23 protein-coding genes are annotated in these 24,666 nt (G+C 41.8%); 12 read left to right on the plus strand and 11 right to left on the minus strand.

Annotation, left to right across the window (positions count from 1 at the left end):
• Positions 1-330 precede the first annotated feature (330 nt).
• Positions 331-1,173: a helix-turn-helix domain-containing protein gene (locus tag AC04NP_RS04925; protein ID WP_482858396.1), complete on the plus strand. Its 843-nt coding sequence runs from the start codon at positions 331-333 to the stop codon at positions 1,171-1,173.
• A 203-nt stretch (positions 1,174-1,376) separates the two neighbouring features.
• Here AC04NP_RS04925 and AC04NP_RS04930 read toward each other — a convergent pair whose 3' ends face one another.
• The 7 genes from AC04NP_RS04930 to AC04NP_RS04960 all read right to left on the minus strand — a co-directional run bounded on the left by AC04NP_RS04930 (position 1,377) and on the right by AC04NP_RS04960 (position 10,312).
• On the minus strand, positions 1,377-1,931 hold the full coding sequence (locus tag AC04NP_RS04930; RefSeq protein WP_482858397.1) for a hypothetical protein: 555 nt from the start codon (positions 1,929-1,931) through the stop codon (positions 1,377-1,379).
• A complete protein-coding gene (locus AC04NP_RS04935; RefSeq protein WP_482858398.1) occupies positions 1,915-2,511 on the minus strand; it encodes a hypothetical protein in 597 nt (198 codons plus the stop codon). Before AC04NP_RS04935 ends, AC04NP_RS04930 begins: the two co-directional genes overlap by 17 nt.
• Positions 2,508-3,113 carry a hypothetical protein gene (locus tag AC04NP_RS04940; protein ID WP_482858399.1) on the minus strand — a complete coding sequence of 202 codons (606 nt, stop codon included), beginning with the start codon at positions 3,111-3,113 and terminating at the stop codon, positions 2,508-2,510. Before AC04NP_RS04940 ends, AC04NP_RS04935 begins: the two co-directional genes overlap by 4 nt.
• Positions 3,114-3,405: 292 nt before the next feature.
• Positions 3,406-4,959: a RagB/SusD family nutrient uptake outer membrane protein gene (locus AC04NP_RS04945; RefSeq protein WP_482858400.1), complete on the minus strand. Its 1,554-nt coding sequence runs from the start codon at positions 4,957-4,959 to the stop codon at positions 3,406-3,408.
• A gap of 22 nt (positions 4,960-4,981) precedes the next feature.
• On the minus strand, positions 4,982-8,449 hold the full coding sequence (locus AC04NP_RS04950; protein ID WP_482858401.1) for a SusC/RagA family TonB-linked outer membrane protein: 3,468 nt from the start codon (positions 8,447-8,449) through the stop codon (positions 4,982-4,984).
• 127 nt (positions 8,450-8,576) lie between these two features.
• A complete protein-coding gene (locus AC04NP_RS04955; RefSeq protein ID WP_482858402.1) occupies positions 8,577-9,593 on the minus strand; it encodes a FecR family protein in 1,017 nt (338 codons plus the stop codon).
• A gap of 125 nt (positions 9,594-9,718) precedes the next feature.
• Positions 9,719-10,312 carry an RNA polymerase sigma factor gene (locus AC04NP_RS04960; protein WP_482858403.1) on the minus strand — a complete coding sequence of 198 codons (594 nt, stop codon included), beginning with the start codon at positions 10,310-10,312 and terminating at the stop codon, positions 9,719-9,721.
• 276 nt (positions 10,313-10,588) lie between these two features.
• On the opposite strand from AC04NP_RS04960, the gene AC04NP_RS04965 reads away from it, so the two are divergent.
• From AC04NP_RS04965 to AC04NP_RS05000, 8 genes are all read left to right on the plus strand, one after another.
• A complete protein-coding gene (locus AC04NP_RS04965; RefSeq protein ID WP_482858404.1) occupies positions 10,589-11,173 on the plus strand; it encodes a hypothetical protein in 585 nt (194 codons plus the stop codon).
• Positions 11,173-11,877 (plus strand): DUF2490 domain-containing protein, encoded by a 705-nt coding sequence (locus AC04NP_RS04970; protein ID WP_482858405.1) that lies wholly within the window; start codon positions 11,173-11,175, stop codon positions 11,875-11,877. The genes AC04NP_RS04965 and AC04NP_RS04970 overlap by 1 nt, the downstream gene beginning before the upstream one ends.
• 197 nt (positions 11,878-12,074) lie before the next feature.
• The gene (locus AC04NP_RS04975; RefSeq protein ID WP_482858406.1) at positions 12,075-12,971 is read left to right on the plus strand and encodes a helix-turn-helix transcriptional regulator; all 897 of its coding nucleotides are present in this window, start codon (positions 12,075-12,077) and stop codon (positions 12,969-12,971) included.
• A gap of 71 nt (positions 12,972-13,042) precedes the next feature.
• Complete coding sequence (locus AC04NP_RS04980) at positions 13,043-13,669, plus strand: hypothetical protein (protein ID WP_482858407.1); 627 nt, start codon at positions 13,043-13,045, stop codon at positions 13,667-13,669.
• Between the two features lie 93 nt (positions 13,670-13,762).
• The gene (locus AC04NP_RS04985) at positions 13,763-14,380 is read left to right on the plus strand and encodes a CGNR zinc finger domain-containing protein (RefSeq protein WP_482858408.1); all 618 of its coding nucleotides are present in this window, start codon (positions 13,763-13,765) and stop codon (positions 14,378-14,380) included.
• A 73-nt stretch (positions 14,381-14,453) separates the two neighbouring features.
• Positions 14,454-15,596, plus strand: a complete 1,143-nt coding sequence (locus AC04NP_RS04990; RefSeq protein ID WP_482858605.1) for an AraC family transcriptional regulator — start codon at positions 14,454-14,456, stop codon at positions 15,594-15,596.
• A gap of 245 nt (positions 15,597-15,841) precedes the next feature.
• A complete protein-coding gene (locus AC04NP_RS04995; protein ID WP_482858409.1) occupies positions 15,842-16,117 on the plus strand; it encodes a carboxypeptidase-like regulatory domain-containing protein in 276 nt (91 codons plus the stop codon).
• Positions 16,114-18,135, plus strand: coding sequence for a M1 family metallopeptidase (locus tag AC04NP_RS05000; protein WP_482858410.1), 2,022 nt, complete (start codon positions 16,114-16,116; stop codon positions 18,133-18,135). The genes AC04NP_RS04995 and AC04NP_RS05000 overlap by 4 nt, the downstream gene beginning before the upstream one ends.
• Before the next feature lie 19 nt (positions 18,136-18,154).
• Here the strand turns inward: AC04NP_RS05000 and AC04NP_RS05005 are convergent, their stop codons facing one another.
• From AC04NP_RS05005 to AC04NP_RS05020, 4 genes are all read right to left on the minus strand, one after another.
• Positions 18,155-18,595: a DUF4174 domain-containing protein gene (locus AC04NP_RS05005; protein WP_482858411.1), complete on the minus strand. Its 441-nt coding sequence runs from the start codon at positions 18,593-18,595 to the stop codon at positions 18,155-18,157.
• A gap of 183 nt (positions 18,596-18,778) precedes the next feature.
• Positions 18,779-19,288 (minus strand): GbsR/MarR family transcriptional regulator, encoded by a 510-nt coding sequence (locus AC04NP_RS05010; protein ID WP_482858412.1) that lies wholly within the window; start codon positions 19,286-19,288, stop codon positions 18,779-18,781.
• Between the two features lie 16 nt (positions 19,289-19,304).
• The gene (locus tag AC04NP_RS05015; protein WP_482858413.1) at positions 19,305-20,234 is read right to left on the minus strand and encodes a Brp/Blh family beta-carotene 15,15'-dioxygenase; all 930 of its coding nucleotides are present in this window, start codon (positions 20,232-20,234) and stop codon (positions 19,305-19,307) included.
• A gap of 59 nt (positions 20,235-20,293) precedes the next feature.
• Entirely contained in the window at positions 20,294-21,076 is a 783-nt protein-coding gene (locus AC04NP_RS05020; protein ID WP_482858414.1) for a bacteriorhodopsin, read from the minus strand.
• Positions 21,077-21,434: 358 nt separating this feature from the next.
• Here AC04NP_RS05020 and AC04NP_RS05025 point away from each other — a divergent pair, with 358 nt between their 5' ends.
• From AC04NP_RS05025 to AC04NP_RS05035, 3 genes are all read left to right on the plus strand, one after another.
• Entirely contained in the window at positions 21,435-22,205 is a 771-nt protein-coding gene (locus tag AC04NP_RS05025; protein ID WP_482858415.1) for an isocitrate lyase/PEP mutase family protein, read from the plus strand.
• The gene (locus AC04NP_RS05030; RefSeq protein WP_482858416.1) at positions 22,174-23,280 is read left to right on the plus strand and encodes a bifunctional transcriptional activator/DNA repair enzyme AdaA; all 1,107 of its coding nucleotides are present in this window, start codon (positions 22,174-22,176) and stop codon (positions 23,278-23,280) included. Before AC04NP_RS05025 ends, AC04NP_RS05030 begins: the two co-directional genes overlap by 32 nt.
• Positions 23,281-23,746: 466 nt before the next feature.
• Positions 23,747-24,574: an SDR family NAD(P)-dependent oxidoreductase gene (locus AC04NP_RS05035; RefSeq protein ID WP_482858417.1), complete on the plus strand. Its 828-nt coding sequence runs from the start codon at positions 23,747-23,749 to the stop codon at positions 24,572-24,574.
• Positions 24,575-24,666 lie beyond the last annotated feature (92 nt).

The following is a 24,666-nucleotide window of genomic DNA, read 5'->3' on the forward strand; positions in this document are numbered from 1 at the left end:
ACCCCTATCACAGGAAGGCCGGAACCTGCATTAATACCCTGATCTAATCTTATTGCTGACATCTTTTTTTAGTGATTTGATATATTTACCAATATTTACCAGGCCAGTTGCCTGTAGCATTTCCCGAAAATACATCGCAGGGTTTAAAGGTCTTCCATCCGGAACATGGTTATCTATCCATTAATCATTAAAACTAATGACATAACCCCTTTTGTAAAATGTCAACTTCTGCTAAGTTTGTGTATATTCTGATACTTCTATCAAATGCTTATCACACGGGAAATATCTGTAACCGGGGATCCCTCCAACAGTAGTCAAATATTTAAAAATTTGAAATTCAATATTTTATGTTGCAGGTATTGGTGGTTTGAAATCTGGAAAGGCCATCGGATGTCATTCCCTTACTGGCAGTTATACTGGAACAGGAACAAAGGCGCATATGTATATTACGAAAAAAAGACAGATCTATTCCCCGATAAAATATATCTGATTCCTCCGCACACACCTTTTGCCACAGGCATCCACCACCAGCAATTGACCGGAGAATCAGCGTATTTCTTCAAATGCGGAAGGATCAAGTCGAAAACCTCGGAAGAATGGCATCTGAGTCGGAGTAATGTACTCCATTTCTTCACGCATTTCACATTGGGGTTTCCTTATGACTATGTAAAACCGGGTGTGTATGTCGTAGACCTGTCACAAGAAAGGAAAAATGATTTGACCGGTATTTTAAATATGCTCAGGGCAGGCTCTTCCAATTTTTCACTAAAAGAAAGTTTAAGCATTTACAATTTGGTGCTTTCTTCTATCAGCAGTCTGCCCGGAACTGTATGGCTATCCAGGAAGGTAGACCACCGCATTACCGATGCCCTGGATTTTATGGAAAGGAATATCAAAAACAGGATGACCAGTGAAACACTGGCCAAAAACCTGTATATCTCATCCAGTGCCTTTTCACGCTTATTTAAAAAGAATATCGGCAAAAGCCCCAGCAAATACCTGACACAAATCCGAATTGACAAAGCCTGTAACCTGCTTCTTCATACCAATACCAGTATGGATATCATTGCTGAGCAATGTGGTTTTACTGACCGTTATCATCTTACCAAAGTCTTTGGTAAAATCAAAAAGACATCACCGGGGCTTTTCAGGAAAAGAGGGGGATATTATTAGGGAGTTGTGTGATCATATAGCTCCATCACAACTTAAAATATACGCAGTAGAATCCAAAGGTACTGAACAAATCATCCGTTATAACAGTATCTTTAATGAAGATAGCCACCCTATTCCCTAAGAATAATATGTTAGCCTGAGCAACTAATCGGGGTTACAGAATTACTTTTTTAAATCAATTGGAAGGTCTCTGAATGTAAACTTTATTGATTTTTATTAGGCAACTCAAAAAATGAGATTTCTTCGTATTTAGTTCTAATGGAATGTCCGATTAGTTTTCTCCACGAAGAACTGAAATTTTTAATTACGCCATCTTCATTAGTTATTTCTAACTCAAAATGGCTGTAATTCGACCTTGTTGGTTTATGTATAGGTTTTACATTAAAACAAAACTCCGCCTGGGGAGCATTATATGGCTTTTTGTATTTATCTTGATAACTTATATCCATTACCGAAATAAAAAAATAATTTCGATTTTTATAATCATAGAAAAAATCCGATCGATTCACTTTCTGACAGTTTTCACCAATATTCCAAAGTTCTTCATATTGCTTTTTGCTTTTAAATTTGATAAAAATATCATTTACTTTTGCCGGAGGTAGTTTATTGTGAGAAAGTCCTGGAATTCTTTTAATTTCTATTAACTTTTCAGCATTTAAAATACCGTTTATTTTGAGGGGATATTTATTGGTGACCCAATGAATAAGAACATCTTTTGGATTTGGATCTGTAATTATTTCATCATGCGGTTTGGGCAAAAGTCGACTCGGGTAACTCAAAGGAAAATTGAAATGTATCCAATCCATTGTTTTGACCAATGATCTTTTGATCCAGGCTTTCAAGTATCTCATGAAGTTTGCCATATTCCTTTACTGGTTCCTGATCCCAGGACTTAAAAAATAAAATTGCCTCTAAATCCTCGTCATCATCAAAAAAAAATTCCAAATCAAATACGCTTTCATTTGATTTAAATCGAATAATCAAGCTTTCAGAAAGTGATAAATTTACGCTGGTATTTTTAATATTATATTTACTAATTTGGCTTAGGACCTTAAAAAACAAAATACGTGCTTTAACTAAATCTTTAACTAACTCAGGATGCTTAGAAATTTCATGATCAAACTCTTTCAGTAACGCATTACTTTTTAATATTCTGGTTCCCAATGCGATATTTGAAATTTTGTCCCTCCTTTCAACTGCACTGTTATTGTTTAAATAGTTTTCTAATAAATAACAGATAAAATGCGATTGCATAGCATCATCTTTTGTACTTAATGGATAAGGTTCCGCCATATTTTTTCCAAAACCGTCATCTATAATAGTATTCAAAAATTTCATTCGTTAAAGGTTTTATTTAGAAACTCTGACGCTGTATTTTGATTAGAATTACGTAATGACACAAAATCATTAAGATCACCTAGGACCTGCTTATTTAAATCATAATGGAAATTGAACTTTACGCTAATTGAATTTGAGTCATGATTGGCAATCGTAACATTCGCAATTCCTTTATCAATTAAAAATTGATAGATTAACTGCGTTAATCTTGAATCCTTAAAATGAATATGATTCTTTGAATCAAACCATTTATTTGCGTTTAATCCTTTTACAAGAAAATCAAGGTTTATACCAAATGCTTTCCCAACAATATGCGGTAAATTTCTGCAATATAATTTACCAACTTGAAAGGGGGCAGTAGATGAGCCAGCACCTGAAATTTTTAGCATACCTGGATCAAGAGTAATATTTACTAAATCATTATCCTTTTTGAGCACAACATTTGTAAGAGCAGGTGTCAAAACATAGGAATCCCGGTCTATCTCATCATTTTCACCAATTATTTCAGATTTCATCAAAAATGAATCGGTTAATAATGATGGATTATGACTATCTGCAAGAATCACCAAATTGCTGGATTGTAAAGTGATTTGAAGTTCCACAAATTAAAAATTTAGATCAAATATAATAAAAATAACATAACGACAATGTTTCAGGTAATTTCTTTGACGATACAGGTATTTTATTCATCCAATGGGTTGGATGTCCTCAAGCATATCAATAGTAATCATGCATTTTCTAAATGGTTTACTGACACCATTTTTAAAAGCAACAGGTTGATGGGTCATTTCCAAAAAGAAAGTTAACCCTTCGGATCGCGTTGAAGGGTTAACTTGATTGGATGGGAATTTTGTGCTTCGCACGTTTTTCTTTGCATTACCCGTATTCAGCCAGTTATTGCAGACCGGCGTATCCGGGGTTTTGCGGACGGAGATTGGGATTATTAATCATCTCGGTCATAGTAAGCGGGAATAAAAGATGTTTTTCCTGCAAGGGCTGGTTGGAGCTCAGGTTAACATGGCCCACAAAGTCGTCGAACCCATTGGTAAGACTGTTGTAAACCTTTCTGAGCCGGACCATGTCAAACCAGGTAATCCCCTCATAACAAAGCTCATGCCACCGTTCCCGCCAGATGGCTTCCCGGAAAGTCACCTGATCATAAGTGCCGACATCAGGTGTAACCAGTTGCGCTCTGTCCCTGATTCTTTTAAAAGCCTCATAAGCCTCCTGGCCGGGGCCGTTCACTTCATTTTCGGCTTCAGCATAAATCAACAGCACCTCTGCGAAACGAATCATTGGCACGTTGAGATTATCCCTGGCAGTACCTTCTACCCCAAAGGTACCATTGGCTATTACATTAAAATGCTTAAAAATGTAAGGCGCTCCCAGATCAAAGGGCTCCCCGCTGCCATTGGTATAATAGGTCGTATAAAAATATCCTTCCTGATCCTTCGCGCGAAGGTCACCGGGTTCATAAGAGTTATAAAACTGAATAGTCGGTATAGTACTTCCCGTGCCGGAAGGGCCACGATAGGTAACTGGTTTAAAATTGGGAAACATGTTACCCATCGGATTTTGAGCCACTTCCGCATTATATTGCAGGCTAAAAATGTGTTCTACCGTATTTTTCAAACGTTCGTCATGCACTTCACCATAGGTTTCAAACAGGTCGATCGACCCTGGGTTATCAATGATTTCTTTCGCTTTTGTGGCGGCCAGTTCGTAATATCGGGTACCCAAGCCAAGGGGAAAACCAGCCATGGTGAGATAAACCTTGGACAACAAAGCTTTCGCCGCAGCCTGTGAAACACGACCGGATTCATCCATCCGGGGCAATCCTGCCGCCTCCGCAACTTTCAGGTCTTCCACAATCCGGTTGTAGACTTCTTCCCGGGGAGTACGGCCTGGGGAAAAGTCTTCTGAGGTGAAGGATTGTGGTAGCAATATGAGGGGTACATCGCCCCAAATTCTAACGGCATAAAAATAGGCCCATGCCCGTAGAAAGCGGGCTTCACCCAACACACGGCGCTTGTGACTTTCATCCATATTGATTCCCGGGACATTTTCAAGGACGAGGTTGGCATTGGAAACGACCCGGTAAATCCGGCGCCACCAATTTTGTATATGGCCGGTGTTGGGATCGTAGGTCAAAGAATAAAGATTGTTCAGATCTGAGTTTTGAGCGGTCTCTGTGGTTGAAGTTCCCGTAGGGGCCTCCAGCAACTGCCAGTTTGAGGAAAAAATACCCGCGCCAAAACCATAAAACCTTGTATCGGCATAAACCGCTGCTATCGCTGACTCGGCATGCGCGGCAGTAGTATAAAAACTTTCCGGGGTGAGGTTCGACGGATCTTCTTCATCCAGAAAATCCGAACAGCCTGCGATAACAAACAGTAAGGTTACACAGTTAAACACCTTGCCTGAAAATCTCAATATATTTTTCTTCATGGTAAATGTCTTTTTAAATTAATTAAAGGGCCAGTTGCAGACCTATCATGTAAGTGGTGGATTTAGGATACTCATGCCACATCATGCCCTGAGAGAAGGCATTATTGTTATCATTTCCGCGAATGGGCGTTACCTCGGGGTCACCGATCAGTTCGTCATCGACAATTAAAAAGAAATTTTGTACAGAAGTATAAAGTCTCAACTTGCTCAGGTGAAGCCTTTCGAGAACGTCATTTGAAAAGGTGTAACCCAACAATACATTTCTACCCCGTATAAAGGACCCGTCTTTGATCCAGTGGGAGTCCACATTGGTCACATAACCTGCGCGGGTATCGCGAATTTGTGCCACCATGGTATGCTGATTTTCCGGAGTCCATGCATTTAGGACGGTTCTGTAACTATTAGCCAGCGCCTGCCGGTCTTCGCTGGGGTGGAGGTTCATATCCATGATATCATTGCCATATGAATACTGAAGCTCGAGGGTAAAATCCCAGTTCTTGTAGGTTAAATAGTTAGTGAAGGCTCCCCAGGCATTGGGATTGCCATTGCCGATAATCATCCTGTCGGCATCGGTAATGGCATAATCGCCGTTCACATCAAGGTATTTTACATCACCCGGTAAAATGGTCAAGCCATTGCGATAGCTCACAAATTTTGCCGCTTCATCTGCTTCTGCGGTACCCCATACCCCTAGCCTCACCAGACCCCAGAATGAGCCTACAGGTTCACCTACCCGGATAATGTTGGTAGGATTGGTAAAATTAGGACCGCCTACACCGAAAATGTCGGAAGGGGTGGCTAATGAAAGCACTTTGTTGCGATTCATGGAGATATTGAAAGCAGTAGTCCAGGTTAAATTATTGGTCTCAATGTTCACGGTGTTAAGGGAAAGCTCAATCCCTCTGTTTTCCAAAGAACCCACATTTTTTCTGATGACAGCATATCCACTGGTTTGGGGAACGGGGGCATCCAGTAGCATATCTGTCGTCTTTCTATAGTAATAATCCACTTCAAGACTGATCCTGTTATTGAGTAAGCCCAATTCCAGACCTATATCGGTTTGCACCGTTTTTTCCCATTTCAGATCGGGGTTAGCTAACCGGTTAAGACCAGTACCACCTACAGGGTTATCATTCCAGACTGCACGGTAATTTGAACTCAGCAGCGACAATGAAGAGTAAGGTGGTATTTCAGAGTTACCGGTGCGGCCATAGCTCGAACGCAATTTCAGGTTGGAAATCAAACGTTGATTGGCCATAAAATCTTCATCTGAAATCCGCCATGCCAAAGCCGCGGAGGGGAAAAATGAATACTTGTTGTTATCACCAAACTTCGATGAACCATCCACACGTCCTGTGACTGTTAACAGATATTTACCCATTAAGCTGTAGTTAATTCTGCCAAAGTAGGAGTTCAACGCGTGCCTGGAGTCATTGGAGGAAACAAACAGGTTATCACTACCTGCCCCTAAATTATTAAAAGTAAAATAATCGGTGGGAAAATTCCGCGAACCCTGGTTAATCAAAAAGGTATTGGATTCCTGCCAGGATACTCCCAAAAGCCCGGTAAAAGCGTGAATCTTGCTGAAAGTTTTGTTGTAGGTCAGGTAGTTTTCCCATGACCAGAAGGTTTGTTTCTCATTACTGGTGGAAGCAGAGGCGATACCGGCATTACTTAAGGTGCTGGCACTGAATTCGTTGTTTTCCTGTGTAATGATATTAATACCCAAAACAGTCCGTAATTCCAGTCCTTCTGCAAGTTTAACATTGGCGTAGGCACTTCCTAAAGTTGTTTGTGTATTGAGCATGTAATCCCTTCCAAACAACCGGTGCATCGAGCTTCTGGTGCCTTCTGCAAAAGGGTAGTCCCGGTTATCGGCAAAAGTACCATCTTCATATCTTACCGGCAGGAAAGGAAAATCTTCCACAATTTGCCGCGCCACGGCGTCGCTGACGTCCACAAGGTTCTCAGTTTGATAATTGTAGGAAAGGGTACCGCCGATTTTCAGCCAGTCTTTAACCTGGTCATCCAGGGTAAACCTGCCTGAATACCGTGTGAGGTAGGAGGTCTTTAAAAGACCCTGATCATCCCTGTATCCGAGGGAAAGTGAATAGGTAGTACGGTCATTTCCGCCAGTGAAACCCAGTTGATGATTTTGGGATATTTTATGCTGAGTAGTCTCTTCAAGCCAGTCGGTATCGTATTTAGGGTTACCTTCACTGTCAAAAATTCTAGGATCGGTCCTGCGCAGGGCCGGATTCAAATAAGCCCATTTACCGGCATTCCACCCTTCCGGATCAAATTTCTCCATATTAGCCCAGGCAAGGTCTTCTACCGCCAGGTATTCCTCGGCATTCAGCACTTCACGCTTGTTTGGCCCAACAGTCGGGACGCTAAAATCCATATCATAAGTTATTCTGCCCTCACCGGATTTTCCACGTCTGGTGGTAATAAGAATAACACCATTGGCACCTCTCGCACCATAAATGGCTGTGGAAGAGGCATCTTTCAATACCTCGATAGAGACAACATCATTAGGGTTTATGTAATCTATAGCCTGGCTAAACTGGTCCTGATTACCCTGGGGCAGTTGTACACCATCCACCACATACAGCGGATTGTTGGAAGAATTAATAGAACTGAATCCACGTATCCTCACGTTGGTTCTACCCCCCGGACGGCCGGAGTTAGTGTTTACCTGCACACCCGGTATTTTACCCGACAAGCCCTGGTTAAGAGAGGTGGCAGGGCGTTCCTTCAGCTTTTCCTCACTTACAGACCCGACAGCTCCGGTGAGATCAGACCGCTTTTGATAACCATAACCGATGATCACCACCTCATTGAACATCGTCACGTCACTTTTCATGGCAACATCGATAACGGTTTTGCTTCCTACGGTAATCTCCTGGTCATCATAACCGACATAACTAAATACAAGCACCGCGTTCTCATCAGGCACCTGAATCGCATAATTCCCCGATACATCGGTTACAGTACCCATCGAAGTACCTTTTAAAACAACATTTACCCCAGGCAGCTTCTCTCCATTTTCATCAGTGACCTGCCCCGTCACTGTGATATTCCTGAGCAGAATATCGATTGGGTAATCCCTCGTATGGTCGTCCTGTTTGATGCTGTTGACATTAATATTATTGTTTATCTGTTTAAAATGTAGCCTGGCATGCCTGGAAATATGGAGCAAAACTTTTTCAACAGTGGAATTATGCTTTACATAGCTGATTTTCCGGGTGTTACTTTCAATGGTGTAATTATCATAATTGAATACATAGTCAGTTCTGGACTCTATGTACGCAAAGGCTTCCTGAATTGAAATGTTATTGAAATTAACTGAGATCGACACTTCTTTCACACTCAGACTCTTTTGAGCATGTGTTTCACCAGCTATCAAAATAGCGAGGAAAAACGTTTGAAGGATAAATCCAACCAATAAATACTTCATCAGTACTAGCAGTAAACGTTTAAATTTCATAATTTTAAAAGGCTAAGTTTATACAATTATTTAGCAGTCGAGAACTCTCCTTTCCAAACGGCCAATTTGCGACAGGAGAGTTTTTTAACTTGAATTTGATCGTTTAGTCTTGTTGTATCATAGGCAGTTATTTAAATTTTATGGTTACCAGTTTGTCTTTGATCTCAAAATCAAAAGCTTCGTTATGGGCCATGCTTTCAAGAACCAGCTCAAGGCTTTCATTTTTATGGTAGGCCTTATATACCCACTTGTTTGAAGGCTTGTTTTCTACAATGATTTTTACATCATACCATCGCTCCAACTTTTCTATCACTTCCCGCAGGGATGCCTTATCGAAATAAATCAATCCATCTTTCCATCCATAGGCATAGTTCGGATCGAAGTCAGAAATCTGCCCGAAGGCTTCCGCTGTTTTGTTGAATATCACCGCTTGCCCCGGGTTGAGCGTCACTGTTTCGGAGGCTTTTTTACTGGTTCCCGTATCTGTAATCTCTACCTTTCCGGTAGCCAGGGCAATGGTAACCTCATCAGAATCATTAAAGGTTTTTACATTAAATGATGTCCCCAAGACCCTGAGAGCCAGATAATTTATCCTGACAATAAAAGGTTTGTTTTTGTCCGGTGCTACTTCAAAAAATGCTTCTCCTTCCAATTGAATAATACGTATGGAGTCTGAGAAACGATCCGGGTAAATAATTTTACTTTCGGAATTCAGGTATACGGTGGTTCCATCTGCTAGTGTTATGGTGGATTTACGGCCTCTGGGATTTGATTTTATCACTTCCGTCATACCATACTGATCTTCCATCACTTTTGGTGATCGATGATCGAAGTAATACGCCAGTAGTCCGGTTACTACAAAAAAAGCCATAACGGCTGCCGCCCTCAATGACACCCGGGAGCGGGTGTGTGAGGGTTTTTTACGGGGCTTTCCAATTGTGTGTTGTTTAAGAATTTTTTTCCGGATATGCGAAAGATCCCGGTATTTAAATGGCGCCATGTCATAAGCCTTCTCCAGATCATCGGAAACCATCTTTTCCAGCGCTGCTTCATAGTTTTCTTCTCCCAGCCATTTGATGATCTTTAATGCTTCTTCCGGACTGCACTTTCCCCGAATAAACTTTTCAATTAGCTTTCTGTCCACAGTATTCGTTTTTGTTTACTAAATAATAAACAATCGACTTCCGCCTGACACCTAGTCTGTAAGGAAGAAAAATGTTATAACGGCAAAAAGTAAAACAATAGGAATTGAAGGGGATGGGTTCCGGCTCAGTAGATAAATGTCAGGCTGAGCAGTGTCAGATGCGGTATGAGGCTCAGATACTTATATTCCTTCAGGTAACTTTTCAAGTCTTTCAGGGCTTTGTTGATATGATTTTCTACGGTACTTTCCGAAACCACCAGCTTTTCAGCTATTTCCCTGTTGCTCAAGCCTTGTTCCCGGCTCAGCTTATAGATTTGCTTTCTCTTTTCGGGCAGTTGCGAGATTTTAATTTCCAGCAAATCCTGAAGTTCTTTAAGAACTACCTGGTTGTCAGTAACATGATTATAATTCACGCCGCTCAGTGTCTTATACTTTATATAAGCCTCCTCATAAAGCCGCTTTTTGGATTTATTGATGACAAGGTTTTTGGAGATTTTAATAAGGTAAGGCACAAAAGGCAGATGAGGCTGGAGCCCGGACCGGTAAATCCAGACCTTCACAAATACTTCCTGCACAATTTCCTCGGCCTCTTCCGGTCTGCCTACATATTTAAGCGCAACATGGTAAAGTTGCGACGCATATCGGTCGAACAGCCTATTAAAAGCTTCTTTATGCCCACGCTTTACAGCTTCTAACAGATATTTATCGTCCGGTGTCATATTTTTTCCCAAGGTTGCACACCAAAATTTATTCCAATGTACAAATAATCGTTGATCCAAACAATCTGTCTTCAAGCAACTTTTGCCTCAAAATATGTCAGTTTCAAAAACTGATGATACCTCCCCATTTACGGCTTCCGGCCGTTTTGGCATCTGTTTCTGTGTGGCTCTTCAGGGAAAATAAATTTTCATTTATTTTTCAAAGAATTTACCATTAGCTATGTATGTTTGTTGTATCCCTGTAATCTGACAGACTAAAACACAGACGTATAAACAATGATAATCAAGACAACCTTATTATGGCTGGTATCGATTTGTTTTTCTTTTTCCCTGCTGGCCCAGGGAAAGAAAATGGAGCGTGAAAAGCGAATCAGGAAAGAAGAGATACCCGCTGTGGCGCTTACCCTGCTGAATAACCCGCTCGGTAAAGCGAGAAAGGTAAAGTACTTCCTGGAAACAGATGGTGACAATAAGAGCTTCGAAATCAAGTTTTTGCTTCACAGAAACCAGTATAGCGTAGAGTTTGACAGCGAGGGTCGACTAGAGGATGTGGAGGTGTTGATAAGCTTCGGAAAATTGAACAAAGACATCAGAAAAAATGTAACGGACCATCTGGGACAGTACGATAATTTTAAGGTAAAAAAAACACAGAAGCAGTTTTCTTCCCAATTGCAAACTGCAGAAGAAGTGATAAAAATGGCACTGGAAGATTTACCTGCAGAGACCGTACGTTACGAAATGATTGTGGAAACCAAAGCCGGCAGTACCTGGACAACCTATGAAATGTTGTTTGATGACCAGGGTAATTTCATCTCTCAAAAAGAGGTCATAGGCCGGCTTGAAGATAATATATTGTATTGATGCGTTTTTTCATCACACTGATACTATGCCTGTGCATAGCTCAGGAAGCCTTGTCCCAGACAGAAACCATCAAAACCAGATTTGTTTGGGAAGGGGGTACTGCACTGAATTATAAGGTGACTGATAACTGGTCTTTCAATACTTCAATAGGAAAACGAAGTGTATGGTCAACGGTTGCAACCAATAGCAATGAAGAATTTGAAGGAGAGCTGGCATTTCTGGAATTCGACCATTTTGCCACCTACCGGTTTAACCCTTCCATCAGGGGCTCTTTGGGCTACAAATACCGCTGGCGCGACCCATCTGAAGGATTCGGTGAATACGAGCACCGCATCACCCAACAGCTTGCCTATACGCATTTCAAGGAAATTATCAGGTTGGTAAGCCGTCTGAGGCTCGAACAACGTATCCGGAATGAATCATTTGCCATGCGCTATCGATACCGGCTGTCGGCTGACCTTCCTTTGTCAGGCGAAACACTGGATGCCAGGGAGTTTTACCTGGTCGGATCAAATGAAATATTGTTTGAAGCGGTAGATGTGGAGGAGGATACCTGGGAAAGCAGAACCAGTGCAAGCATCGGTTATCTTTTTAACCCCGACCTAAAGCTCGAAATGAGTTTTACGTACCGGCTTGAAAACTTTACCGGCTCCACAGAGGATTTTTTGTTTATCAATACCGGAGTTTTTATTAACCTCAATTAAAATTCAGGCCTTCCGAAGTTGATGGGATCATGTTTAGAAGGCACAAAGACACGAAGAGGCACGAAGACCATTATTTATGTAAGGAGGTGGCATCAGTAGGGGCGAATTATTTTTTCATCAAAAACCAGCAGCCGAACACAACCGAAACAAATAAAAATTGTTGTGTCAGTAACGATCGAATATTTCTCTGTTTTGGTATGGAAAAGATCCAGAATTTCCCGGAAATACAAAACTATCTTCAAACCGCAAATCTGAAAATAGATCAAAAGTTACCTGATTTCATCATTTACAGTTTTGACGAAATCAATGCCGACGCGATGTTCGACCAGTCAGCCTACCGGCATAACTTTTTTGAAATCACCTTTGAAATCACCAAGGGATGCAGCTTTCAGGTAGACAATTTTCATTTCCCGAATGAAAGTAACAGAATTTCTTTCATCAGTCCCCGCAGGCTACAATCGGTGCAATTGCATCAGGACTATAACCTGTACAGCAAAGGTTTTACCTTGTTCTTTAGCCACGATTTTATCAACACCCATTTTGATAATTTCAGATGGCTCCGTGATTATCCGTATTTCAGGCACACCCGTTCACCTGTCATGTACCTCGATCACAAACTGAGTGAAGAGATAACGGATATTTTCCGGAGAATCCAATACGAATACACGGAGTATGGCAACAAGAGCCGGGATATTATCAAATCCTACCTTCAGATTCTCCTGTTAAAAGGGAAGCGAAATTATCAATCAGGGCAGGCATATTGTGCCGTTTCAAGCCGGGATATAGAACTGACCCATCAGTTCGAATCACATTGCCAACAAGACTTTCTAACCCATTTTACGGTGAAGGAGATCGCCCAAACAATGAACGTATCACCCAAACACCTTTCCGAAACTGTCAAAAAAGTGACCGGCCAAAAGGCACTGGATATCCTTAACGGCTACCGGCTCACCAATGCCAAGGCCCTTTTGCTACAGACCTCATTGACCTCCACACAGATTGCCCGCGAGCTTAATTTCGATAGTCCTGACTATTTTTTTACCTTCTTTAAAAAATCCACCGGCTTAACTCCCAGCCAATTCCGGCATATTTAAAGGTTCCTCCGGCAATTTCAAAGGTGCATTGTTAATATACGCACCGACTTTTGAAGAAAAATCGGTGTTGTATGAAAAGATATCTCCTTTTATTGCTTTTGACTTTCAACGCACTGCTGGCAGAAGCACAAATTCCAGTGTTATTTTTTGGCGGGCATGAGGCCGCCGAATTTGAATTCCTTTGGTCAAAGGACATTGATCAACAGGGAAAATTTAACTTATTCAATTATACCCTCTTTATCGCTGACTACAACGAAAAGCAGGAAAACTTTTCAAATATCTGGCAGGTTATTACCTATAATGTTAACAAAACCTGGGGAATCGCCGCAGGAGGTGCTTTTTCCAACGGCGAATTTTCGCCGCAAATTGCCCTTTCATACCAGGTAGAAAGCAATGATTTGTATGTTAACCTTTTTCCTTCCGTTCAGTATTTACCTTCTGAACAGACACTGGGATATGCAATGTTTGGATTACTATTTTACCAACCTAAAATCAATGACAAATGGTCAGCATTCAGCCAGTTGCTTTTTGAACCCCTTTTTAGCAAGGACGGACACGTCTCAGGTTTTCAGCAGATACGGCTGGGATTAAATTACCAAACACTGTTTCAGTTTGGCGTTGGGATAAACCTTACCCAGACAGGCAATTCGTTTAGCAATTCAACCAATGTGGGGCTATTTCTGCGAAAAGAACTCTAAACGCTCATTTGTAAAGATTTTCGCTTTGAAGTTACTACCGGTTAAATTATCTTTAATGGTCACAGCCCATTGACAAGGAGGAGCAAAGTCTGCATGAAAATAACGAACTCATACCCTAACAGCCATCTTTCTAAGATTGACCTTTATGGCGGGGTACTTTGCCTGGATTTTGTAAACACCGTGCAAAACCGCACAAAAGATCCGTTGGTAAACTACCTCGACTCACCGGAAGACTGGATAGCCTGGTTGGTAAGGGTTAATTTGATCAGCTTGCCCGCAGCATTGAAAGCTGAAAAAATTCAAATCCCCGCATTACTCAAAAACCGGGAAAATATATACCATTTGATCACATCAGTTATAAACTCCCGCCCGATACAGGCAAGTTTATGGGCACGTATTAATGCGGGAATGCAGGAAGCATTGAGCAAAGTGGTTTTGACAAATGTCAACGATAAAATCTTATCGCAATGGTCATTTGATCCATCTAATCCGATGAATTACCGGTACCCTGTCTTCAAATCCCTCTATGAATTGCTTTTGTCAGAAAATCTTCACCGGGTAAAATCCTGTGAGGGATGCGGGTGGCTGTTTCCGGATACCTCCAAGAACAACTCAAGAAAGTGGTGTGATATGAGATATTGTGGTAGTCAGGATAAATCCAAAAGATATTATCGGAGAAAGACAAAAAAGCATGATGCCCCTGGTAAATAATTCCTTTTTTTAGTAGTCAATTCTTTTGATATTTTGTTTTTTGTGGCTTGAAAATTGTAGATTTTTGGATATCATGAATCTTGATTTCAACTGGATAAACCTTCTCATTCTTTTCGGCGCACTGCAGGGATTGCTATTCGGCATCATTCTGCTATTCAACAAAAAACATCCAGGTGCAAAATTCTTGAGTATTTTCATGTTTGTGCTGGCATACAATGGCTTTGAAACCTTTAACTGGAGCTCTCAACTGGGTAAATACTTTATTTTTTTTGACCTGTTTCCTTTTGTCTTGATTTATGCACCGGGGCCCAGTCTTTATTTGTATATACGGTCGTTATTTTATCCTGAGGAAAAATGGTCCTGGAAAAACATTCTCCCTCATTACGCTCCGGCAGCATTTCAATTTACTTTCAGATTCAGTATCGTCATTGTTTATCTTTTAATCATCAATCATGTTATCAATGATAAGGCACTGCTCGAATCCATGGTCCGCCTGTATTATCTTTACTCAGAACCTCTGAGTGTCATCGTTTTTATAGTTTACTTATACCTGTCGCTCAAAATGTTCATGAAAGTGCGCACCACGAACAAAATACCATCCGTTTCGAAGGAAATGCAGCAGGAGATTTATAAATGGGTAAGGGCATTGTTGCTATTCATGATCATCATAGGTGTAGCCTGGCCACTGACAGTGCTGGCGCCTTATATATTTGATTTATCGTACGATGTTCATTACTACCCGATAGAACTGGGGCTGGTAGCTTTCATTTACTGGATCGCCTTTGTTGGATTTCTCAGAATGAAAATAATCTTCAAACAGACACCAAAGATTTCAACAAATTCCATCTCAACCATAGAAGTGGAGCGATTCATGGTACAATTACTCGATGCCATGAAAAATGATAAACTCTATCTTAACCCTGCGCTCAACCGGGATAAACTGGCGGCATATACCGGCATCAATGCCAAAACCATTTCAGCAACACTGAATCAACATTTGCAACAAAATTTTAATGACTTCGTCAATAATTACCGCGTGAACGAAGTCTGTGAAAGGCTGTTACTGGATGAAAACCAACACCTGACAATTTCCAGTATCGCCCTGGAGGCTGGTTTCAATTCCCAAGCTACCTTCCAACGCGCTTTTAAGAATGTTACAGGCAAGTCACCCCGAGAATACCTGAAGGAACGGACAAAAAAGGAATCGCACTGTTAATTTATTATCTCCCGGTTATTTAATGCCGGTTGTGCTATTAGCTGGCAAAAAACCAGAGTGTCTCGTGGCACGAGTGGACGCGGGAGTTGCACAACAGCCATATCCTGCCTTGCTTCCTTCGCGGTAAGCGGTTTCGACACCAATAAAATTTGTCTCAAATCCTGATTTGAGAAGATTATCTGCTTTTTACAGGGCTTTTTTGTGAGGAGTTTAAAGCCAGACCAACATAAAATGCCGCGAAAATTATGCATAAACACCTAGCCCTGAAATTGCTTATTTTAATCATGTTTAGCTGGGTATCGAAAGCCCAGGGACAAAACATCACCATAAAAGGAAAAATAGTTGATATAGAAACTTCAGAAGCTATTCCTTTCGCACATTTACTGGTTGAAAATACAGGAATAGGCACTATTTCTGATTTATATGGTAATTTTATCCTCAGCTATCCAAAGCAATACAAGGACGCCAGGCTGGAGATATCCTGCCTGGGCTACAAACCGGTAAAGTGTTTAAGCAGTTGAAAAGCGCTATCACCTACATCATTGCCTCCAAGCTTTATAAAGTAAATTATGACCGGGGGGAGTGGAAAGAATCGATTAACTTTCAGTTACTTGGAGACAAATGGTATTTCAAAGAAGTTAATTCCAGCAAGCATTTCCTGATCTCCGGCAAAAAAAGAAAAATGGAGAAAGTACCTGTAGATGTTAGCCTTCATTACAGCACAGACTCCGTCACCAGCCATACAGCCTTTTCCGGCACAGTAGATTTTTTTAATCCAAAGAAAGCCTGGTGGGTCGAGGAAAAATACATGGCCGGCAAGTATAGCGCTTCATTCTGGAAGTGGTTCGATAAGCAAAGAGGTGTTGTATCGGATGATGTGTATCTTGGAAAGGAGGATTCTGTTACCCGAAAAAAGCAAGTCTACGTTTTTACACGGCTCGATACATTGCAGGGATCACTGACGCCGCTCCGTACATGTTTTGACGTTGGGTTCTATCACCTGGATGTGGAACTCCTGCCCCAACAGGAGATTATCAAAGGAAGCAGCCTTATACGGTTCAATGTGGTGGACCCCACCGACAGGGTACAGGTCGATCTTTACTCCGGTATGTCAGTCGATAGCATCATGTACCATGGCAATGCGTTAAGCTTCGAACGGGAATTTAATGCTATCTATGTGGATTTCCCGGAGATACTGCGAAAGGACGCGGTGGAGGAAATCAAAGTTTATTTTTCAGGACGCCCTGTTGATTTTAATCCGGAAATTCCATTATACGGCTCTTTTCTATGGGTAGAGGATCTAAACGGAAATCCATGGTTACAGGCTATTTGCCAGGGATACGGCGCCAGCGGGTGGTGGCCTAACAAAGACCACCTTTCCGATGAGCCTGACAGTGCCGCCATCAGTGTAACTGTTCCCGCTGATCTTGAGGTGGTAGCCAACGGCAGACTGAGCAACAAAACACCACTTGACAACGGTAAAACCCGATTCGACTGGTTTGTTTCCTATCCTATTAACAATTACAATATTACACTGAATGCAGGAAAGTATACGCATTTTGAAGACAAGCATGTCAACGGTAAGGATATCCTTGACCTGGATTACTATGTGTTGTCCTACAACCTGGAAAATGCCAGGAAAAAGATCGAAATAGTAAAACCCATGCTTGCGACCTATGAAAAGTTTTTCGGGGCATATCCCTTTCCAAGGGATGGATTTAAACTTGTGGAAACACCACATGCTATGGAACACCAGAGCTGTGTCGCTATAGGACATGAATATTTTAGCGAGGCTGACAACCACGATCCTGAAACGACAGCGCCGGACTTCGATCAAGGTGTAGTGGATTATCAGATAGTTTTGCATGAAACAGCCCATGAATGGTGGGGCAACTCCGTAAGCTGCACAGACAACGCCGAACTATGGATCCATGAAACCTTTGCTACTTACGCAGAAGCACTATACATCGAAGACCACTATGGCTATGAAAACTCGCAGGCATACCTTAATGCCATGAAAAAGTGGGTCAAAAACGAGGTGCCGGTCATTGGTAAATTCGATGTAAACCATATTCATTATGACATCAGCGACATGTATTACAAAGGCGCTCTCATGCTAAACACCCTGCGCCACACCATCGATAATGACAGCCTCTGGTTTTCGCTGCTCAAAGGCCTGCCATCTGAGTTTAAATACCAGATGGTTACCACGGAAGACATTGTTTTATACATTAATCAAAAAACAGGAATCGATTATAACTGGTTTTTTAACCAGTACTTACGAAACACAGATATTCCTCAACTGGAATTGATCTTTGATGGCAAGAAAGAAAAAAACTATCTGAAATATCGTTGGGTAACCAATGTTGAAGGCTTTAAAATGCCCGTCAGGTATACCAAAGGCGGAGCAAGGACGCACTTTTTATACCCGACAAATGACTGGAAGAAAATGGAGCCTTCTGATTCAGAAAAAGTTGATTTCCGTGTGAATACCGATCAGTTTTTTATAAAAGTAGCTATCAAAAATCTGACGCCCTGAAAGAGATAAGAACATGCCTCTAATTACCTTGATTCTGCTCCATTTCCCTTCTTCGCATCGGCATTGAATCGATCAGACGAAATATTTTTTCACAGCTTATGGGTTCTTTTTCCCGTAGTTTAATCCCTCCGTCAAGGCCGATGAGCAAAAGTTCAAAGTCACTGCCATCACTTTTATATTTTGAAAACAAATGATCAGATTTCTTCCATTTGTTCGGATTATCCCAGCCCTGCTTGAATCTTTCCGGGGTTACCTGGTAAACCAGGACTTTTCTTTCTTGCAACCCGGCAGCAAAGTGCCTGAATTCATTTAACTGTTTCTTCACATCCACATCACCCGGATCAGAGCACAAGAGGATGATCAAACGGTTTTCCCATTGATGTTGGGTTAAATCCTGAGCATGGACTTTCATGGACAACAAAACAAACATGGCGGACAAGAAAACTATTGAAACAGGCATGGTTAATAAAATTCGATACCCCGGCAGATCGTCAGCTTTTAACCCTTGACATCTGCCAGTTTATCTTTCCTATAGTCTAAAACTACAAAATGAAGTTTTTGTTTACCGCATTACTTGCTGACCCCCCGATACCGTAACGATTTTCGCGGTTTAAGAATACTGGCCGGATGCGACTAAAGCGAATCATTTTTTATGCTTCACCAATGATAAAATCATCCTGAATACCCCTCTGTCAGAGTTTATAAAATGGGTAAGGGCCTGGTCGGTTTTGTTAACTACTTCCATCAATTCCCTGGTAACCCTTTTGAATTCCTTCGTATTCGCCGATTTGTCGTCCTCCAGCATATTGACCCTGTTAAGTACTTTCAGGATCGGCTTTATTTCCCGGTCCTTCCTTTCCTCCGCTACCCTGCGGCAAAGTGCCCATACATCCCTTTCACAGTGAAAGAATTCTTTTCTCTCACCTTTCTTTGTGGTTTTTTCAACCAGATTCCATTCCATCAAGGCCCTCAGATTCATACTGGCATTACCCCTTGAAATGGAAAGCTCCGACATGATATCCTCAACCGATAGCTTTTCAGGTGTAATAAGCAGCAATGCGAAAATCTGGGCCATTGTTTTGTTAATACCCCAAGAAGTACCTAAAGTACCCCAGGCCTGTATAAACGCTTCTTTGGCTGAATCATAATCCATTGATTATCCGAACAAATTAAGATTTTTGCAATTTGATCTGATCATTTTCATACAAATCATGCATAATAAATAAATGGGGGACAGTTAATGCCGAAATAAACATGATAAATAGCATATAGGGCGATAAATCATTCCATAAATAAGGGGCAAGATAATAACTTATTACAAGAAAAATAATGGCAAGAAATGAAAAAGGAAAAATGTTTAACAGAAAATCACGCAGTGAATAGTCTTTTATGGCAAAATTCAGGCTTTGATATTCAATAAAAAGCGATCGTAGCGAATGCCATAAGCCAAAGTAAACAGAAAAAGTAAACACCGCATTGCTGAACGTGGAAAACAATACCAGACAAGCAAGCAAAAAAAGCTCAAACAACAACTTTTGCTTCGTGAGATATCGATGCACCCATAAATACAGAAAACCTGCCATCAGTATCAGCCCGCTGGCGGATGTAATGATTGTCCATAACCCAACTGACATCCATTCGTCAGCATTGAGCCATTCCAGACTGGCGATGATAGCCAGGACTTCGTGATAATTCAAAGCAATAATGGAGGATAACACAAAAACACCCCAAAGTGTGAAAATTACATGCCTTACCACACCAGGCCCCTTGACATAAAATAATTGAGACTGCCCGAAATGATAAGCAGAAATGGCCATAAAAAGGCCAAAAGTGGTCAACGGAAAGAAATACCAGCAGCAACAAACCGCCAAAATCAGTGCTATGTAGCGTGCATAGAAGTTAAAAGTATGCATTTTCGAAACGGATTTGTTACGAAAATGAATAACATGATCCAACGCACCATGGGGGATACCGACTAACCCGATGATAATCAAAAACAGGATGTTGCTATATGCCAGTATTTGTGGTAAGATGAGGATTAACAGCAACAGTAGTACTGTAAAAACCAACAACCACTTGTCTACCACTTTGAGAATCATAGCTTAAAAATTAAAGCAAGGAGATCCAAGTGTATGAATCTCCTTAAGCTGTCTACCAACTACTCCGCGGCTGCCGTCACACCAACCCTATCAGATTTTGCCACAGAGTACACCACTAACCCAAATCCGATTTTGTTTACCGCATCAGCAATGTTGTAAAACAAATCTACACTGGAAGCGGTCCAACCCAGGGCTATATTCAGCCAACCACCCGGCATACACATGTATCCGATGGGATAAATCGCCCAGCCTGCCAGCACAAACCACGCAAGAATCCTTATTCCTTTCACCACAGTCGGATTACCCGAAGCATCTCCCAGTTTTTTTACTTCACCCAACCAAGTAGTGTAAAGTATATAGATGTATCCTAATGTAGATAGCACCCCATAAGTCACACTATGTGCAGTGGCTCCGGCCGCCGCAGTACCATCTTCATTTAGCGGGACAAAGGCTTCGCCTATGTAACCCATGACCAGCATCCAGGCCGAAGCAATGATCAGTTTCCACAATAAACCGATTCTTGCGCCGGCTGCCTTGGTAAGCAGGTAAAATTCCACACACATCAAAGGCACTGTCAGCGTCCAGTCTATGTATCGTAAAGCAGTCGGATTTGAACCAGTTGCTGCATAGTAATCGCGCATGTAATAATAATGTACGGCAGCAATCATGGTAATTAAACCGGATACAAGCAGTGAAGTCTTCCATTTGCCTGAAACATTTCCCCTTTCGAAAAAGAAGAAGATTGAAGCAGCAAACATTGCCATGTAACCTGTAAAGAAGGTGAAGGCTACAGGATCATCTTTGGGTATAGATACCACATCTATTAATAATAAATCTTTCATTGGACAAGTTTTTAATTTATTATAAAACTCATTAGTTTCAGAAATGTTTGAAATTTCAGATTTAAAATTACAAATTTTAATTGCTTTCAATTTCCCGGCTCAAATAGAGTCAATCAGTTTTTGAGCAGGTCACCATGTATCTTCAATTCCCTCCTTCTCAATGGTATTGAATGGATAAGGCGCACTATTTTTTACAACCGATGGGCTTTTTCTATAATTTTATGGATTGCCTTATGGGCCAGGCTAAATTCAAACCCTTCGGACAGGTATGGTCCTCAAAAAAACCAGGGATTTGAAATACTTGTCAATTTTTCGGTTGCCATTGAAACTTTCCTTTACTCTTTTTGCAGAAAAAAATATGAGCAACTATAAAAAATTTCTAACCCTGTATGAGAAAGACACCCCTCTCCTGCTTGGGAACGTCTGGGATGCCCAAAGCGCCGGAATCATGGAGGCAGCGGGTTATGAAGCGCTGGGTACCTCCAGTGCCGCGGTAGCCAAAACCCTGGGATACGAAGACGGCGAAAATATGTCCTTTGAGGAATTGTTGTTTGTCGTTAAGAGGATTATTAATCGTGTGAGTATTCCTGTATCTGTGGACATGGAGGGAGGATATAGCAGAAATGTAGATGAAATTATCGGCCATATCGAAAAAATCCATGACCTCGGTGCCGTAGGTATAAACCTGGAAGACTCGGTGGTACATGATCAGAGAGAGATATTACCCATCGATGATTTTGCAGAAATGCTGAAAACCATAAAGACTGCCCTGAAAGAAAAAGAGATGGACCTTTTCCTGAATATCAGAACGGACACCTATCTGCTGGAATTACCATCTCCGTTAAAAGAGACTCTTAAAAGAGTCAGGGCTTATGAAGAAAGTGGTGCAGATGGTATCTTTGTGCCTTGTATCGTAGACAGGAACGACATCCGCGAGGTTACACAATCTACCCGGCTGCCGGTCAATGTCTTGTGTATGCCAAACCTCCCGTCATTTGAGATTTTGAAGGAGGAAGGTGTCAAAAGGATCAGTGCAGGGAGCTTTCTATACAATCACCTTGTCCGTGCCACTAAAAATGCTGTGAAACGTATACAAAGTGAGGAGTCATTTCAATCGTTATTTTTATGAGATGTTGGTAGAAAACAGAAAAATCATCCGTCGATACTACCAGGCCCTGCTGGACAGAGACAGTCAGTATTTGGGTGTATTTTATGTAGCGGTAAAAACCACAAATATTTTTTGCATAGCCACATGCCGCGCCAGAAAGCCCAAGTTGGAAAATGTTGTTTTTTATACCACCGCCAAAGAAGCGCTATCGAATGGCTTCAGGCCCTGCAAAGTCTGCCGTCCTACTGAAAATGTGGATGAACCACCGGTAGAGGTAAAACGTGCCATTGAGTTGGTGACTAAGAACCCTGACAAGAAAATCCCGGACGATCATCTCAAGGAATTAGGGTACAGTCCCGAAAAAATAAGAAGGTGGTTTAAAAAACATCATAACATGACATTCCAGGCCTACCAGCGCATGATTCGTATCAATATGGCCTATCAAAATCTAAAGAAGGGGAATTCGGTAACAACTTCAGCCTTTAAATCCGGTTACCAATCCTTAAGTGGTTTTGGGTATACTTTTAAAAACCTGCTGAAAACCGCTCCTGAAAATGCCGGCCTGATTAACATCATCTATTTACACAGGTTTACAACACCCCTGGGGCCCATGTTTGCCTGTGCGACAGCGAAAGGATTGTGCCTGCTTGAATTTACCGATCACAGCATGCTTGAGTCTGAGTTGAAGGACTTGGGCAGGCGATTGAAGGCCATGATCATAGCCGGTAAAAATGAGCACCTCACAAATGTTGAAAAGCAAATCCGGGAATACTTTGACGGCAAGCGTTATGTTTTTGATGTGCCTTTGGATACCCCTGGCACTGCATTTCAACAAAAAGTATGGCATCATCTCAAAGAAATCCCTTTTGGATCGACCCGTTCTTACAAGCAACAGGCAGTTGCTATCGGTCAACCCAGCGCGGTGAGGGCCGTAGCCAGTGCTAACGGGCATAACCGTATTTCGATCGTCATTCCCTGCCATCGTGTGATTGGTTCCGATGGTACGCTTACAGGTTATGCCGGAGGGCTTCCCAGGAAACATTGGCTTTTGGAACATGAGCGTAAGATAAAAGACTCCTCTTTAGAAAGGGGATAGACTCCTCATTTCCATATAACCAGTTTCGTCGGAAGTCACAGACGCCCGCGCTATGAGGATCTTGGTGTCTTTGTGCCTTCGTGGTGAAAAATGGTGAACCACCAAGACACCAAGGCACGAAGATACACCAAGAATTTTGTCGAAAATGTCACGCAACAGTCACAGACGCCCGCCCTATGAGAATATTTGTGCCTTTGTGCCTCCGTGGTGAAAAATGGTAAACCATAAAGACACCAAGACACGAAGGTGCCATACCAGTGTCCCGAAGTTTTCCCAAAGAAAATTTACAGTGAAGCGGTTGCATAACTGTTGCCGGCCGGTACATCTTCCCGTTCTCACCAAAATGCTTCCCATTCGCCACATTTTTAAGCGTAAATCAAACGTCTCTACTGATTTATGGTTAAATCGGATACGAAGTAGCAATTTGTTACTGACACAAGGATGCAACATTTAATAATTTATTACTATGGGCTTTTCAAAAGGAGAAAAACAGCGTTTAAAAAACAAATACGGTTCCTGGGCATTGGTAACAGGCGCGTCATCGGGGATCGGCCGGGAGCTGGCCGGACGGCTGGCAGAAGCAGGCATAAATTTAGTACTAACGGCCAGGCGTGTTTCACTGCTAAAAGACCTCGCCGGGGATTTGCAGGCACGTTATGAGGTTGAAACCTTTGTCATTGAAACCGATTTAACCAAACAAGAAAGTATTTATGCCCTTATCAAGGCGGTTGAAAACAAAGACGTCGGCCTGCTGGTGGCAGCCGCCGGATTCGGAACCTCAGGCTTGTTGATGAAGTCACCTTTGCAGGAAGAGCTGGATATGCTTCAGGTGAATTGCGCAGCACTGTTAACCCTTACACATTATTTCGCAAAAAAATTTGCTGACCGTCAACGTGGTGGAATTATTCTGATGAGCTCCATGCTGGGTTTTCATGGGGCGCCATTTGCTGCTCATTACGCAGCTACCAAGGCTTATGTGCAGTCGTTGGGAGAGGCGTTATCCGTAGAACTTCGCAAGTACGGGGTAGACGTGCTGGCCGCTGCCCCAGGCCCTGTGCAGAGTGGTTTCGCAGACAGGGCAAATATGCGAATGGGTATGACCCTGAAAACTTCAGATGTCGGTATACCCATTCTCAAGGCATTGGGCCGTCAATCAACGGTACTTCCGGGGTTCCTGACCAAATTTCTCGTAGGCTCCCTGCGGCTGTTGCCACGCTGGGGTAAAGTGAGAGTGATGCGTGTGGTGATGGGGAGTATGACCCAACATCATTCTTCAAATAATCCTATATTATAATTATGATAAAAAAACGGTCATTAAAAACCTTTTTTTAACAAAAAGTCATAATAAATTAATATATTTACATTTTTACTATTTATTTATAGCGA

This window comes from Agaribacillus sp. DX54 (assembly GCF_056858335.1).